The organism is Polaromonas sp. P4_F4, from assembly GCF_056401355.1.
Window position 1 is genome coordinate 53,915 of the sequence record NZ_JBFUJO010000024.1, and the last position, 14,441, is coordinate 68,355.

13 protein-coding genes are annotated in these 14,441 nt (G+C 56.2%); 9 read left to right on the forward strand and 4 right to left on the reverse strand.

The annotated features are described in order from the left end of the window. The first annotated feature begins 101 nt into the window (after nucleotides 1-101). A complete protein-coding gene (locus AC1DUR_RS20945; protein WP_477720052.1) occupies nucleotides 102-1,109 on the forward strand; it encodes an NAD-dependent epimerase in 1,008 nt (335 codons plus the stop codon). On the opposite strand, the gene AC1DUR_RS20950 is transcribed toward AC1DUR_RS20945, so the two are convergent. Beyond that, nucleotides 1,097-1,567 (reverse strand): low molecular weight protein-tyrosine-phosphatase, encoded by a 471-nt coding sequence (locus AC1DUR_RS20950; RefSeq protein WP_477720009.1) that lies wholly within the window; start codon nucleotides 1,565-1,567, stop codon nucleotides 1,097-1,099. The genes AC1DUR_RS20945 and AC1DUR_RS20950 overlap by 13 nt on opposite strands. 371 nt (nucleotides 1,568-1,938) lie before the next feature. Here AC1DUR_RS20950 and AC1DUR_RS20955 point away from each other — a divergent pair, with 371 nt between their 5' ends. From AC1DUR_RS20955 to AC1DUR_RS20970, 4 genes are read left to right on the forward strand one after another with little or no spacing between them, the layout of a single operon-like run. Further along, nucleotides 1,939-2,598, forward strand: coding sequence for an ABC transporter ATP-binding protein (locus AC1DUR_RS20955; RefSeq protein ID WP_477720051.1), 660 nt, complete (start codon nucleotides 1,939-1,941; stop codon nucleotides 2,596-2,598). Continuing rightward, nucleotides 2,595-3,992 (forward strand): ABC transporter permease, encoded by a 1,398-nt coding sequence (locus tag AC1DUR_RS20960; protein ID WP_477720008.1) that lies wholly within the window; start codon nucleotides 2,595-2,597, stop codon nucleotides 3,990-3,992. The genes AC1DUR_RS20955 and AC1DUR_RS20960 overlap by 4 nt, the downstream gene beginning before the upstream one ends. Nucleotides 3,993-4,024: 32 nt before the next feature. Continuing rightward, nucleotides 4,025-4,789 carry an outer membrane lipoprotein-sorting protein gene (locus AC1DUR_RS20965; RefSeq protein ID WP_477720007.1) on the forward strand — a complete coding sequence of 255 codons (765 nt, stop codon included), beginning with the start codon at nucleotides 4,025-4,027 and terminating at the stop codon, nucleotides 4,787-4,789. A gap of 4 nt (nucleotides 4,790-4,793) precedes the next feature. After that, nucleotides 4,794-6,062: a hypothetical protein gene (locus AC1DUR_RS20970; RefSeq protein ID WP_477720006.1), complete on the forward strand. Its 1,269-nt coding sequence runs from the start codon at nucleotides 4,794-4,796 to the stop codon at nucleotides 6,060-6,062. A gap of 89 nt (nucleotides 6,063-6,151) precedes the next feature. Here AC1DUR_RS20970 and pepA read toward each other — a convergent pair whose 3' ends face one another. The 3 genes from pepA to AC1DUR_RS20985 form a co-directional block, all read right to left on the reverse strand. Then, a complete protein-coding gene (gene pepA / locus AC1DUR_RS20975; RefSeq protein WP_477720005.1) occupies nucleotides 6,152-6,925 on the reverse strand; it encodes a flocculation-associated PEP-CTERM protein PepA in 774 nt (257 codons plus the stop codon). 715 nt (nucleotides 6,926-7,640) lie between these two features. After that, entirely contained in the window at nucleotides 7,641-8,723 is a 1,083-nt protein-coding gene (locus AC1DUR_RS20980; protein WP_477720004.1) for a PEP-CTERM sorting domain-containing protein, read from the reverse strand. A gap of 226 nt (nucleotides 8,724-8,949) precedes the next feature. Next, on the reverse strand, nucleotides 8,950-10,020 hold the full coding sequence (locus tag AC1DUR_RS20985) for a nitroreductase family protein (protein WP_477720003.1): 1,071 nt from the start codon (nucleotides 10,018-10,020) through the stop codon (nucleotides 8,950-8,952). 147 nt (nucleotides 10,021-10,167) lie between these two features. Here AC1DUR_RS20985 and AC1DUR_RS20990 point away from each other — a divergent pair, with 147 nt between their 5' ends. From AC1DUR_RS20990 to AC1DUR_RS21005, 4 genes are all read left to right on the forward strand, one after another. Then, nucleotides 10,168-11,046, forward strand: a complete 879-nt coding sequence (locus tag AC1DUR_RS20990) for a ThiF family adenylyltransferase (protein WP_477720002.1) — start codon at nucleotides 10,168-10,170, stop codon at nucleotides 11,044-11,046. A gap of 145 nt (nucleotides 11,047-11,191) precedes the next feature. Then, nucleotides 11,192-11,827 (forward strand): XrtA/PEP-CTERM system exopolysaccharide export protein, encoded by a 636-nt coding sequence (locus tag AC1DUR_RS20995; protein ID WP_477720001.1) that lies wholly within the window; start codon nucleotides 11,192-11,194, stop codon nucleotides 11,825-11,827. Between the two features lie 79 nt (nucleotides 11,828-11,906). Further along, the gene (locus tag AC1DUR_RS21000; protein WP_477720000.1) at nucleotides 11,907-13,481 is read left to right on the forward strand and encodes an XrtA system polysaccharide chain length determinant; all 1,575 of its coding nucleotides are present in this window, start codon (nucleotides 11,907-11,909) and stop codon (nucleotides 13,479-13,481) included. Between the two features lie 7 nt (nucleotides 13,482-13,488). Further along, nucleotides 13,489-14,421: an XrtA-associated tyrosine autokinase gene (locus tag AC1DUR_RS21005; RefSeq protein WP_477719999.1), complete on the forward strand. Its 933-nt coding sequence runs from the start codon at nucleotides 13,489-13,491 to the stop codon at nucleotides 14,419-14,421. Nucleotides 14,422-14,441: the final 20 nt, after the last annotated feature.

Sequence of the window (14,441 nt, forward strand, 5' to 3'; positions counted from 1 at the left end):
GTTCCAGGCGTTGTCCGGATTTCGGTCTCATAAGTTCTTTTTTATGGATTCACGCCCAAGTTAAGATCAAGTCAAATCAACGTCGTGTCGAACCTCGGACCATGAAAATACTATTGACCGGAGCGGCGGGCTTCATTGGCATGAGCACAGCGTTGCGCCTTCTGGCGCGCGGGGACGAAGTGGTGGGGTTGGACAACCTCAACGACTACTACGACGTCACCCTGAAAGAAAGCCGTCTCAATCAGCTGACACCACACGCAGGTTTTCGCTTTGTCAAAATGGATGTGGCTGATCGGCACGGCATGGCTTTGCTTTTCGCAGCTGAAAAATTTGATCGTGTCATCCACCTTGCCGCCCAAGCGGGTGTTCGCTATTCCCTGCAAAACCCGCATGCCTATGTCGATAGCAATATCGTGGGTTTTGTGAATATCCTTGAAGGTTGCCGCCACGCCAAAGTGCAGCACCTGGTATACGCGTCAAGCTCCAGCGTGTATGGCGGCAACACCAAAATGCCGTTTTCCGAGCATGACACCGTGGACCACCCAGTCAGCCTGTACGCCGCCACCAAGAAAACCAACGAACTGATGGCCCATACCTATAGCCATCTCTATGGTCTGCCAACCACCGGCTTGCGCTTCTTCACGGTGTACGGTCCCTGGGGTCGGCCCGACATGGCGCTATTCCTGTTCACTAAAGCTATCCTGGAAGGACGTGCTATCGATGTGTTCAATCACGGCGATATGAAACGCGACTTCACCTATGTGGACGATATCGTCGAAGGCGTCATCCGGGTGCTTGACCGCGCGGCCGTCTCCAACCCGGCCTATGACTCAGTTCTGGCTGACCCGGCCACCAGCAACGTACCTTACCGCGTGTTCAACATCGGCAACAACAATCCGGTTGCCCTGCTTGACTTCATTGGCTGCATTGAAGAGGCCTTGGGCAAGAAGGCAGAAAAGCGCCTGTTGCCCTTGCAGGATGGTGATGTGCCTGTTACCTATGCCAATACTGACGCGCTGCAGGAATGGGTGGGTTTTGTACCTGGTACCACGGTCCAGCAGGGTGTTGGCCGATTCGTGGCCTGGTTCCGCGGTTACTACAAAATCTGAGCCTGCGCCTTGATGAGGCCCCGCGCGCCGGCCTCGCATAGATCCAGCACCCGCTCGAAGCCGGCCAGGTTGCCGTAATAGGGGTCGGGCACCTCGTCCACACCAGCCGAGGGAGCAAACTCCAGCAGCAGGTGCAGTTTGCCGAGATGCTGTGGCGGGCAAAGGCGCTGCAGCGCTGCCAGATTGGGCCGATCCATGGCCAAAATCAAGTCAAAGTGCTCGAAGTCCTGATCATTCACGCAGCGCGCTCGCGTATTTCCGGGCTCGTAATCCCGGCTTAAAAGGACGAATCTGGCCCGGGCGTCCGTTAGCTCGCCGGCATGTTGCGCAAGTAATCCCGCCGAGTCGAACTCAAGCTCTTGCGATCGCCCTGCGTCGTGTGTCACCTGCCTCGCCACGGCCTGCGCCATGGGAGAACGGCAGATATTGGCCATGCAGACCATCAAAATCTTCATCATGGTGAAGATTCTAGGTAGTTGCCAGCCTTGCTCGCCAGCTTTGCTCGCCAGGGTTGGCCGATTTCTTCAAATGACATGAGCCTGTTTTTTCCAATCACATTCTTGCAGCTCATTGCAGGTACTCCATGGAACTTCCTCAAGAACCGGGCCGATAGCCTGTTGCAGAATCGGATAAATGATTTGTTCTCCACAGCCTGGAATGCCGTAATATTTAACTCGGCGGCACTGGAGATTCGCGTGAACCAGGCCTGTAGACAGGCAGCAGCCGTCAGGTGCATGAATAGGGGCGAGAGGTGCTGGAAATTTCAGCGGAACAAACGGGAAATCACCGACCTGTGGCTATTCTCACGCAGGTCGAAAAAACCTATCACATGGATTCAGTACGCGTCCCGGTGATCAACGGGGTCGATATTGTGGTGCGCCGTGCATGTTTCACTGTGCTGATGGGCCCATCCGGCAGCGGCAAGACGACCCTGCTCAACATGATCGGATGTATTGACAAGCCTGACAAAGGCGAAGTCATCGTGGCCGACTGCAAGGTAGGCAATTTGACAGACGACGCGCTGTCGGACTTCCGTGCCAAAAACATCGGGTTCATTTTTCAGAACTTCAACCTGCTGCCGGTCCTGAGTGCATACGAAAATATCGAATACCCTTTGTTGCTGGCGGGCGCCTCGGCAAAAAAACGGAGTGAACGGGTCCTTAAATTGCTGGATGCAGTGGGCTTGGGCGACAAGGCAAAGAATTTTCCAGGTCAATTGTCTGGCGGGCAACGCCAGCGGGTTGCAATAGCCCGTGCCTTGGCCCGAAAGCCAAAGTTGGTTATCGCCGACGAACCGACGGCCAATCTGGACAGCCAGACCGGGGCTGCCATTTTGGCCTTGATGCGCAGGATGGTCGAGCGTTATGAAGTTTCTTTTATTTTCTCGTCTCATGACCCCCATGTGATCAATGCCGCAGACGACACGATTTTCCTGACCGACGGAACGATTCGCGGGGTTCGTCGCAAAGGCGCGGATGACGTGCCATGATGACCTTGACCCTGGCGGTGCGAAATCTTTTGCGTAACCGTCGCCGCTCGTTGGCCACCTTGCTGGCTATGGCGATTGGCGCCACCTCGATACTCTTGTTCGGCGGCTTCAGCACCAATGTCAATTACGAGTTGCACACGAGACACGTGCAAAAGGGTGGACATCTGCAGATTCAGCATCGGGATTTTTATCTTTACGGTAGCGGAAACCCGACAGCCTATGGCATTGCCGACTACACCAGCATCCTGGCGGCCATTCAAAGCGATGAAGCATTGCAAAAAATGGTGCTGGTAGCGACACCGACCTTGCAGTTCAGCGGTATTGCCGGGAATTACCCGGCAGGTGTGTCCCGGACCATCATGGGGACCGGGTTCGTCGCAGAAGACATCAACCGTATGCGGCACTGGAACGACTTTGATCTGCGCACCAAGGCTCCGCTGTCCGCGCTGGAGGGGGCGGCCGCAGATGCTGCCGTCGTCGGTACCGGCGTGGCCAGGGTACTGCAGTTATGCGACGCATTGAAAATTGAGCGGTGTCCCAAGCCCGAAAAGGAGCGGAAGGCCGACAGCCTGGCGCTTCCCGATGACATCGCTCAACTCAGCCTGCAGGAAACACCTGCTGCGACCAGCGCCACCAGGGCCAATCCACGCAGGATCGAAGTGCTGGTCGTCAACGCTCGAGGCGCACCGAATGTCACCTCCCTGGAGGTAATTCGTGCAGAAGACCAGGGCATCAAGGAGCTTGATGAAGTCTCCCTCATGATGCGTCTTGCGCAGCTACAACAGTTGATCTATGGGCAAACACCGCCCAAAGCAACTTCGATCATGCTCCAGCTGCGGCACTCCGACCAGATTCCTGCGGCAAAGGCGCGTCTGGCGCCTATCCTGGCCAGTTTTTCCACCAAGCAACCGCTGGCCATGCTGGACTTCCGGGCGCTGAATCCTTTTTATGTCCAGACCATGCTGATGTTCGACACCATATTTGGTTTTGTTTTTGTGCTGATTGGGGGTATCGTCCTGTTCACTGTCAGCAACACCATGAATACCACGGTTGTCGAACGCACCGTCGAGATTGGTACCCTGCGTGCGATGGGCTTGAGACGTTCCGGTATTCTCAGGCTGTTCGTGACCGAAGGCGCACTGCTTGGCTTATTCGGCGCAGTGATCGGCGTTGTGCTGGCGCTCGTGTTGTCTCTTGTCATCAACCAGATTGGCATGCCCTGGCTGCCTCCCGGCAACGTTGAGTTGGTGCCCTTCACTGTCAATGTCTGGGGTGAAACCGGCATGATCCTTGGCACAACCTTCGGCCTCATCTGCATTGCGATCCTCTCTGCCTGGTGGCCTGCACACCGGGCTGCGCGACTGGACGTGGTCGAGGCCTTGCGTCACGTTTGATGGAGAAAGGCTTAACGAAAGGCTTGACGAATATGAAACGAATAGCCCTGTTTTCATTCCTCTTCGGCTATGGCCTGGCGTGGTCCGCGCCTGGCGCAGAAGAGATCCTCGCTGCCAGCGATGCCATCCGCAATCCAGGGCAGCCGTTCAGTGTGACTGTGACGCTGACTGAATTTCAGGCTGGCAAGCAGGTCGACACCAGTACACTTATCAGCTACTCCCGCACGCCAAAGCAGGGGGGCCAATTCGCCAGCTTGACCCGTTTTGTCCTGCCCGCGCGGGATGCGGGAAAACTGATGCTCAAGAATGGCAACGACATGTGGTTTTACGACCCGACCAGCAAGGCGAGCGTTCGCCTGTCGCCGCAGCAGCGCTTGCTTGGGCAGGCATCCAATGGTGATGTGGCTACCGTGAATTTGGCGACGGACTACAGGGCGCAGCTGGCTGGCGATGAGGAGATCCTCGATGGCGAACGCCGCACACGCAAGGCCCACAAACTCGCGCTTAGTGCATCGTCGCCGAATGTCACCTATGCAAGCATCGAGCTGTGGGTAGATGTTGAAAACAACCGGCCCCTCAAGGCGCGTTTTTTTGCCGAATCGTCGCGCTTGCTCAAAACGGCCTACTATCGCCGGTTTCAGCCCCAGCTCGGCGCAGAGCGCCCGACCGAGACCGTGATCATTGACGGCCTCGATCCCCAGTTGGTCACGCTCATGCGCTTTTCAGACTACAAGGCACGCGCCATCCCTGATACATGGATGCAGCGAGACTTCCTGCCTCGTTTTCAGCCGGAGTAACCTCATGCGCTTTTTTACCCGTTCCGTTCCCGCTCTCTTTGTCGCGGTTGTGTTGATCCAGGCGCCGGCCCTGGCAGCGGACGCGGAGGCAGACGCCCTGAGTCTGCAAAGCGACACCAGCCCCCCGGCTGAAGCTGCTCGGGACACCAAGTTTTTCGTCGAGGGCGCGATAGGCAACGCCAGCCAGCGTTACTTGCCCGACAGTCGCAACATCGGTCGCGCCTCACTTGATTTCTCGCATTCGGCCCGGCTTGGCCCGGGACTGCGCGCCGTCATTTCGGACCGCCTTGATCACATTTATCCCAGGGACGCGGGCGCTGACTCGACGGTGAACAGCCTGCGCGAGGCCTATTTGAGCTGGCAGCCCGAAGGAGAAAACACGGTCCTGGAACTTGGACGTATCAACCTGCGTTATGGGCCGGGTTATGGCTACAATCCCACCGATTTTTTTCGTGACGGCAGCTTGCGCGTCCTGACAAGCGCCGATCCCCTTGCGCTTCGGCAGAATCGTCTTGGCAGCGTCATGCTGCGTGCGCAACGGCTTTGGAGCGACGGCTCATTGTCGTATGCGTATTCGCCGAAATTGGCCGATCGCCCGAATCCGGATGGCTGGAGCCTTGACCTCGGATCAACCAACAATCGGGACCGCTCCCTGATTGCGCTCGGCACCCAATTTTCGCAGCGCGTCAGCAGCCAGGTGCTGCTGTACAAGGAGAGCGGCCTGTCGCCCGCGCTGGGCGCCAATTTGACGGCGTTGATGTCGGACGCGGCGGTAGCTCATCTCGAGTGGTCACGAAGCCGTGAGCCCGATTTGCTGAGCCGAGCCCTGGCTTTGCCGGCAAATAAAGCCACGCGCAATCGCTTTGTCGGTGGCGTCACGTATACCACCCCTGGCAAGTTGTCCGTCACGGCCGAATACCAATACAACGGCTTCGCGATGGGGCAGCCGGCTTGGGCCGCCCTTGGCACTGCGCCCGCTACCCAGGTGGCGTACCTGCGGGAAGCCCTGCGGCTTCTGGAACTGGCGCCCCGCCGGGCCTACCTGATCTACGCCACACAAAAAAGCCTCTGGCTCAAGGATCTGGATCTGACCGCTTATCTTCGGTTTAATCCCGGCGACCACAGCCGGCTCGCCTGGCTTGAGTTGCGCCACCACTGGCCAAGCTTCGACCTGAGCTTTCAGCTTCAGCAGAACATGGGTCGTGCCAGCAGCGAGTTTGGGATATTGCCCGATCGCCGCATTATGCAAGTCCTGGGAACCTACTACTTCTAGGCTCTAAGAGGCGTCCAAGCGCAGGATCCCATAACAAAAAAGCGCGCCGCAATGGCGCGCTTTTTTGGGGGGAATCTTAACTTGGCGCTTTACTTGTTGCGCCTGCGACGCATCAGCGCCAAGCCTGACAGCGCCAGGCCAAGCAGCGCCAATGTGCCGGGCTCAGGCACTTGGTTAACAAAGAGGTTGCCTGAGCCGTCGGCCGTTGCCGTAAAACTTCCAAACGAAACCCCGTTGAGTGTCGTTGTGACGCCAGTGGTCTCCATATTCACGAGGAAAGGTGACGGACTAGAAAAATAGGTACTACCGAAGGCCGTCGGTGTGAAGAGCAGATTCACGTCGAAGTCGCCATTGGCCAGCCCGGCGAAGATAACGGCTTCGCTGAGAGCATTTATCACCCCTGTACCCAGCGCAATGTCACCGGTGCCGTTTTGATCGGTGTCAATGAAAAGGTTCAATGTAAATGTGTCGAATATGGCCTTGATACCCGCTCCGAAAGTGCCAGCAAAGCCAGAGGCGGTGAAGTCCCCGACTATGCCATAGCCCAGAGGGGCCAAGAGTAAAGACGCGTTCAGAAATGCCGGCTGAGTGACAATGCCGTCCTTGAAGCTGGAGACTGCGATTGAACCGGTCTCCGTGAACGGGTCATCAAAATCCAGTGTTGCACCGACCAGACTCTGATTGATTGTTGCGTTGTAGGAGTAATCAATCGAATCGGCGGTGATGGTGGGAGCCGCGGCCGGCACGCCAACCACAACTGTCTCAGTAACCTGGAAGTCAATACCGGTTCCCACAGCAGCCGCCGGACCGCTGGCGATCAATGCCGCAAGGGCGAACGCAATTGACAGTTTGCTTTTCAACATAAGTCCTCCGTAGCAGATGATTTGAAAATGCAGACTGACGAAATTCGACGGCCCCGCATTTGCGTTGGATGCATGCAAAGCCCGTGCCAGAGAAAATTACCTAGTATTGACAAGTACTTAGCGATTTCTTCTCGGCCGATGCTGTCATCATGTAAAAATATCCGACATTAACTGGCGTCGCAATGACTACCAGAATGAGCATGCAGGCGCCTGCATGGCGTCGGCGCCGGGTGCCAAAGCAGGCATAGCCAGCGCAAGCTGCGAGGAACTTTTCATTGAGATATGTCTTGCCGCGGCGCCGCAGACCGACGCAAGCAACCTGAGTCGTCGAGCAGTTTCCTCCACGTGGCAGGTGCAGGTGCCGACGCCGACGGCCTGTTCCGGGAAGCGGTCCTTGCTGTAACGGTCGCGCCTAAGCGCATACCTGCGGTGCAACAGAGCCACCTCGGCACTTGGCCGCCCTTGACCCGCCTGACGGCTTGCAACTTGAATTCCAGTGTGCACTTGGCCGGTCGTTTCGTTTCGCTCATTTCATTGTCCTGACGCTGATTTTTAACTATCAGAACTATCAGCTAAGAACTTTTTAAGGGACAAGGTCAAATATCTGGCAAGGCTCAGCGGCGGGTCGCCGCTTTGGAAAAGCGTGCAATGGCGCCCCATGAAAAAAGGCCCCGTCAGGGGCCTTCTTGCTTGAGCGTTGTCGTACCAACTGGGGTCAGCCTTGGCGCCGCCGCGTCGTAGCGGCCAGTCCCAGCAGGCCGAGCGCCAGCAGGCCGAGAATTCCTGGTTCCGGGACTTGCGTGACGGTGGTCGACGTGCCAATGAACAGTTGTTCATAGCCATTATTTAGATCTCGGCCAACGCAATCACCTGTACCCGCTGTCCCACCGCTGGTACCGATGGTATCCGGGTCACAACCCATTTGAAGTTCGATATGAATATCAGTGTAGCCAGCAAACCCTCCCAGGAGCCAGGCTGCAAGGAAGTCGTTCAGTGTAGGTACGTCGATTGCATAGGCTGCCTGGTTGGCACCCAGGTTGTTGTTGATGGGCCCGGTGACAGCACCCGGATTGCTGCAGGAAATAGGCACGCTGGCAGCGTCCAGGCAGATCGCACCGCCGGACAGGACATAATCCGTGCCAACAGGATCAACATTTGATCCCGCCAAAGGATCCGGAAGGCTCGCCGCAGTTGCGTCTATGCCGCCGGAGTTGAAGGTGGGCGCAGGGGTACCGCCGAATACACCGCCCCCGCCTTCCGTAAACAAGGCGTAATCATTACTCAAATTGCTGAAGGTGAGATACAAAGTGTCCATACCCGCGCCCGTCAAACTGATTTGCGCCCAGACCGCGAGGTTTTGGTCAGTCGAAGTACCACTGTTGGTTTGGTTGTTGTTGAAGAAAAACAGCGGACTTTCGCCATTGAGGAAAGTGGTAAAGGCAGTAAGTGTGCTGTTCCAAATATCCGAAAAGTAGTTGCTGCCGCTTACCCCGGAAGGCGTCGATAAGGCATTGTCCATCCCGGCGAAATTGGTAGTTACCGGCCCACCACTGGAGCCAGTAGCGACGACGATCAGGTCCTGGATCGCGCCTGGGGTGGAGTTGACATAATAGAGGCTCCCCGGCCCGGTGCTGCCAGCAATCACGCCATCAACCTGCAAGGCGTAGGAATTGGCATCTTCGTAGGTTACCCAGCCAGCGCCTGAGAGGTCAAGCGCGGCTTGGGCCGTCCCTGCCATGCCTGCCGCCAGCACTGCCGCAACGGCCAGTCGCTGAAATTTTGTGCTTATACCTTTCATGACATCCTCACTTGGGTCAGCCACCGTGTCAGGGAATCTGATCGGCCGTGGTATGCCGAACCCAAGCACTCTTCATGCCAGTCAGCTATTCACTATAAAAATCAAAAGCTTGTTCAATTCCATAGGAACGCATTAGCGGCAGATGTAAAAAAATCCGACAAAATAATGGGGAAGTTCCATCTCGCTTGCAGGCTGCTGGCAGTGACCTTGGTCGCCGTGCCTGCTCTCAAGCCTGCATCAAAGTTGCCAGGTCGCGCCTGAGCGAGCGACTGTGCGGCACTGGCGAAACGCCAACCCGTGCGAAGAAGCCAAAATCGTCTTCGGGCGTCGAATTGGCAATCCGCTCAAAATCACTGGACAACTTCAACGCTTGTTCAAACAGTCTCGGTTCGGTCGAAAAGTGGCGTCCGGCGCGGGCATACCAACGAAAAATCACCGGGGTCATCTGCGGTTGCAAATGCAAACCCAGGTGCGTCGCCGTGAGCCAGATGCGCTGCACGGCGCGACCCAGGTTTACCCAGTCCGCCAGGCCTGCCGGGGGCTGTTGGGGGCGCAGCAAGAGATGCGCGGCGCAGCATAGCGCGGGCAGCAGGTCGAGCTGGATGCGCGGTGCCACGGTGCCCAACAGGTAGCGATTGAAGAACCCCACCCGCGCCCAGCTTTGCATGACCCATTCCATCAGGCGCGCAGTCGCCGGGTCCACGCCGACAGCCTGCTCCGGGATGCGGTCCTTGCTGTAGCGCGCCCGCCACTCGATAACTTCTTTGTGCACTGGATAGGCCTCTGGGCAAGTCAAACGAATTTTCGCGCTGTCCCACAGCAGACCGGCCACCTTCAGGCGTTCACCCCAGGACTCGAACAGTTGCACGCTAAAGCCTTCGCCCGCCGCGTCGATCAGCGCTTGGCGCTGTGTGCCGGTAAGCGGTGTGGTTTTCATCGGTCGGCGCTGAACAGTGCGGGTTTCGATGCAGTCAAACAGTGGGTCCCGAACCAGGGCAGGGTCCTGCGCCAGACTCACGTCATAGACAGGATTGCGATGTTCTCCGTGAGAAGAAACAGTCCAACTGGTTGTCAGGCCAAAGCCGGATGCCGCAATCCGCATTGTTTCAAGCAGTGCTCCATGGGCGATGTGGCTCGGATGCCCTTCATAGTCATAAAGAATATGGTCGCGTGTATCAAAGCCATGTACCCGAACCCGGTATTCGTCCACAATCTCAAAACGCCACGGTTGTGTGTTGTCACCACTGGGGGCCCAGCGTGCGAGGTCGAGAATATGGGTCAGCTTGTCAAGGCTCACAGGTATTTCCTTGCATTGAATTAGGGAGCTCATGCGGCCCGCAATCGAAGGCAATCCCTATTTTTACTGTGACGGGGCCAAAGGGATGGTCCCCGGTTATGCGCCAGAGCACAATAACAATACAGGATTTTGCACATCGAGAGCGTCATGGCAGCCCCAATCATCTTTGATTACGACAGCGCGTTCTCGCGCAATATTGGCTGGACTACACAGGCCGAACAGGCCAAGTTAAGAACGTCTCGTATCGCGATTGCGGGGCTGGGCGGAGTGGGCGGCTCGCACTTGCTGACGCTTACCCGGCTAGGGATCAGTCATTTCAACATCTCCGATTTTGACGACTTCGATGTGCAAAACCTGAACCGGCAGGCTGGCGCTTTCATGCCTTTTATGGGGCAGCCAAAAATCGACACTGTCGCCCGCTTGGCGCGCGACATTAATCCAGAAATCGATTTGCGCTTGTTTCCCCAAGGCATCACCCCCCAAAACATCGACGAATTTCTGCGGGATGCCGATGTCTATGTGGATGGCCTGGATTTCTTTGTGCTGCCAGCTCGCCGCATGGTGTTTGCGAAGTGCCGGGAAAAGGGTATTCCTGCAATGACCGCAGCACCGCTGGGCATGGGGACTGCATTTCTCTACTTTCGTCCTGATGGCATGAGTTTTGAGGACTATTTCAAAGTGGAAGGGTACGAGTCGCAGGAGCAATACGCCCGTTTCATTGCCGGCCTGTCACCAGCGATGCTTCAACGCGACTACCTGGTTGCGCCCGAATCGGTAAATTTTCAGGAGAAGAGGGGGCCGTCAACCATCATGGCATGCGACCTTTGCGCTGGCGTGATGGGCGCTAATGTCTTGAAGGTGTTGCTGGGGCGGGGCTCCATCAAGGCCGCTCCGTGGGGAATTCACTTCGACGCCTACCATCAAAAGCTTAAATTGACCTGGCGCCCATTTGGAAATTCCAACCCAATACAGCAGGCGCTGCTGAAGTTTATACGCCCCGTGCTACGCGGAAGATCTGGTGCTTGAGGTGCTTGAGCCCGTCCGCAAAATTCCGCAAAATTTAAATTGCAGTGGATTCAAACTTGTCTTATTGCTGACAGCTGGGGAAGGAGCTATAGTCAAAGCTCCAAATCCGGTGCAAACATTTGGGCGCATTTTTAGGGGATATGTTATGAAAAATTTTTTTATGACTATTGAAACTGCGTCCCGTTGGGCCGCTCTGGGTGCGTTAGTCGGTCTGCTATCCGCATGTTCCGGTTTTTCGACCGCGTACCCTCCCGCGCCGACCGTCGCCGCCTCCGTTGATTACAACTATATTGTGGGCGCCGGAGACTCGCTGAACATCATCGTTTGGCGTAACCCGGAGCTTTCCCTGACGGTTCCTGTGCGTCCGGACGGCAAAGTGTCGACGCCATTGGTGGACGAGATCGTCGCGCAAGGAAAGACCCCTGTCGAGTTGGCCCGAGAGGTCGAGAAGGCGTTGAGCAAACTGGTGCGTGACCCTGTTGTGACGATTATCGTTACCAGTTTTGTCGGGCCGTACAGTGAACAAATTCGAGTTGTCGGCGAGGCGACCAAACCGCAGTTCTTGCCTTACAAACAAAAAATGACCGTGCTGGACGTCATGATTGCAGTGGGCGGCTTGACGGACTTCGCCGATGGCAACGGGGCATCCATCACGCGTGCTTCGGAGGGTAACAAGCGCTATTCCGTGCGACTCAAAGATCTGATCAAGCGAGGCGACATATCCGCGAATGTTGAAATGAAGCCTGGCGACATCCTGATCATTCCGCAAGGCTGGTTTTAAGGCCGGCGTCCTTTCTGTTTGCTGCTTCGTTTGACGAAGGTATGGCAGCGTTCGCATTCTGCCGCAAGGACCTGATCTGATGGATGAGCTGATTAAGCAATTATTCACCGCTGCCAGAAGCATGTGGAGGCATCGTTGGCTTGGCCTGCTGGTTGCCTGGGGGGGCGCCGCGATTGGTACGTTTGTGGTGCTTTCAGTGCCTGACAAATACGAAGCATCAACCCGTATTTTTGTCGACACGCAGTCTATATTAAAGCCTTTGATGTCGGGCTTGGCGGTGCAGCCTAACGTCGAGCAACAGGTGATCATGCTGAGTCGTACGCTCATCAGCCGTCCCAATGTTGAAAAACTCGTGCGCATGGCTGATCTGGATTTGAAGGCCCAGTCCAAGGACGAGCAGGATGCGCTGATTAATAGGATGATGAAAACGCTTCAAATCAAGAACGAGGGCCGCGACAACCTTTACGTGCTTTCGTATCGCGATGCCAGCCCTGACAAAGCGAAGCTGGTAATCCAGTCGCTGGTGTCAATTTTTGTTGAATCCAGCCTCGGTAACACACGCAAGGATTCCAATACGGCCAAGCAGTTTATTGATGAGCAGATTAAAACTTACCTGGCCAAGCTTGAAGAAGCCGAATCGCGTTTGAAGGAATTCAGGGTCAAAAACATTGAGCTTCAAACTGCCGATGGCACCGACATGGCCGGACAACTCGGTGCCTTGGGCAGTAAGTTGAGCCAGGCCCGCCTTGAATTGCGTGAGGCAGAAAACGCGCGCGATGCGGCCAAGCGTCAGTTGGAGGCCGAAAAATCCCAAAACTTTGACATCACGTCCCGCAGTCTTCTTCAAGAATCAGCCCTGTCGATTTCGACACCTGAGATCGACGCGCGCATTGACGTTCAAAAACGAAATCTTGATGCGCTGCTGCAGCGCTTTACAGAGGAACACCCTGACGTTGCCGGCGCCAGGCGCCTGATCAAAGAGCTTGAGACACTCAAACTCAAAGAGGTAGAGGAATTGCGCAAAATCGCGATGGCCAACCCAACTTCGTCGTCGACCAACACCTTGGTTTATCAGGAACTCAATCGTATCCTGGCCACTGCGGAGGTGCAGGTGGCCGCTTTGCGCGCCAGGGTAGGTGAGTACGATGCGCGTGTCAATCGGGCACGTGAATTGATAAAAACAGCTCCCCAAATAGAAGCTGAATTTACCCAGTTAAACCGTGATTACGCTATCCATAAAAAAAATTACAACGATCTTGTCGCACGTAGAGAGTCGGCTGCGCTGTCAGGCGATTTGACCAGTGCCGCGGGTGTTGCAGACTTCCGTTTGATAGACCCGCCACGCGTGTCACCCAACCCGGTGGCACCCAACCGTTTGCTGCTGCTGCCCCTCGCGTTTCTGGCCGCATTGGGCGCCGGGCTTGCGGCCGCCTTTATCGCAAGCCAATTGCGTGCCGTCTTTTATGATGGACGCTCCCTGAGGGAGACGGTGGGTTTGCCGCTGCTGGGCATTGTGACACTGGTGATGGACGACGCGGCTGTACAACAGGAAAAATCCGATCTGAAAAAATTTCTGGGCGCTTCAGGCGGGTTGGTTGCAATTTTCATTGCCGGGATGATCGTGTTTTCCATGATGTCCGGGCGGGCGGGATGAATCAAATATGAGTAGCTTGATCGAGCAGGCGGCACAACGCCTGGAGCAGCTTCGCCAGGCGGGTGTTGAGATGCCTGCGACGCCGCCGCCAGTAGCGCAAATGGATGGGGCTGCCCAAAATCCTGTGAGCGAGGCTCAGTCGGCTCCTCTGTCTCGATCGGTTGAAATTGATCTGGCGGCAATGTCGCAAGCGGGCATTGTCAGCCCCAATGCGCCACGATCCCAAATTGCAGATCAATACCGTGTCATTAAGCGGCCGCTCATTAGCAACGCGATGGGTAAAGGCGCATCCGCTATCGCCTATGGCAACCTGATCATGGTGACTAGCGCGTTGCCCGGTGAAGGCAAGAGTTTTACCGCCATCAATTTAGCCATGAGCATTGCCACTGAACTGGATAACACGGTGATGCTGGTGGACGCCGACGTCACGAGTCCCTCGGTGATGAAAGTGCTTGGGCTGCCCGAAAGCCTCGGTTTGCTCGATCTGGTGCAGGGTGAGTCCAAGGACATGGCGAGGATGCTGCTGAAAACAAACATCGACAAGCTGACCATTCTGCCCTCAGGAACGCCCCATGCCCGCGCTACCGAACTGCTGGCCAGTGATGCGATGATCCGGCTGCTGGATGAAATGGCCAAGCGCTATTCTGACCGCATCATTATTTTTGATTCGCCGCCGCTTCTGCTTGCCACCGAGGCGCGGGTGCTGGCTTCCCATATGGGCCAGGTGGTGATGGTCGTGCAGGCTGGAAAGACTCTGCAGGCGGAGGTTCGGCAAGCGCTGGCCACCATTGAGGCATGTCCAGTCAAATTAATGCTGTTGAATAAAGCAAGATATGATTCCGAAGGAGGGTATGGGTATGGGTATGGGTATAGTTATGGACAAGGTCCGGGCACGAGCAGCAGCAAGCCCGAATACCCTCGGCATCGATCCCAGTCATGATGTGTAGTTTGCTTTCTCTA

Bases quoted from the DNA above. Each gene is read 5' to 3' on its own strand.
- AC1DUR_RS20945 (WP_477720052.1), top strand. From the start codon at position 102: ATGAAAATACTATTGACCGGAGCGGCGGGCTTCATTGGCATGAGCACA.
- AC1DUR_RS20950 (WP_477720009.1), bottom strand. From the start codon at position 1,567: ATGATGAAGATTTTGATGGTCTGCATGGCCAATATCTGCCGTTCTCCC.
- AC1DUR_RS20955 (WP_477720051.1), top strand. From the start codon at position 1,939: ATGGATTCAGTACGCGTCCCGGTGATCAACGGGGTCGATATTGTGGTG.
- AC1DUR_RS20960 (WP_477720008.1), top strand. From the start codon at position 2,595: ATGATGACCTTGACCCTGGCGGTGCGAAATCTTTTGCGTAACCGTCGC.
- AC1DUR_RS20965 (WP_477720007.1), top strand. From the start codon at position 4,025: ATGAAACGAATAGCCCTGTTTTCATTCCTCTTCGGCTATGGCCTGGCG.
- AC1DUR_RS20970 (WP_477720006.1), top strand. From the start codon at position 4,794: ATGCGCTTTTTTACCCGTTCCGTTCCCGCTCTCTTTGTCGCGGTTGTG.
- pepA (WP_477720005.1), bottom strand. From the start codon at position 6,925: ATGTTGAAAAGCAAACTGTCAATTGCGTTCGCCCTTGCGGCATTGATC.
- AC1DUR_RS20980 (WP_477720004.1), bottom strand. From the start codon at position 8,723: ATGAAAGGTATAAGCACAAAATTTCAGCGACTGGCCGTTGCGGCAGTG.
- AC1DUR_RS20990 (WP_477720002.1), top strand. From the start codon at position 10,168: ATGGCAGCCCCAATCATCTTTGATTACGACAGCGCGTTCTCGCGCAAT.
- AC1DUR_RS20995 (WP_477720001.1), top strand. From the start codon at position 11,192: ATGAAAAATTTTTTTATGACTATTGAAACTGCGTCCCGTTGGGCCGCT.
- AC1DUR_RS21000 (WP_477720000.1), top strand. From the start codon at position 11,907: ATGGATGAGCTGATTAAGCAATTATTCACCGCTGCCAGAAGCATGTGG.
- AC1DUR_RS21005 (WP_477719999.1), top strand. From the start codon at position 13,489: ATGAGTAGCTTGATCGAGCAGGCGGCACAACGCCTGGAGCAGCTTCGC.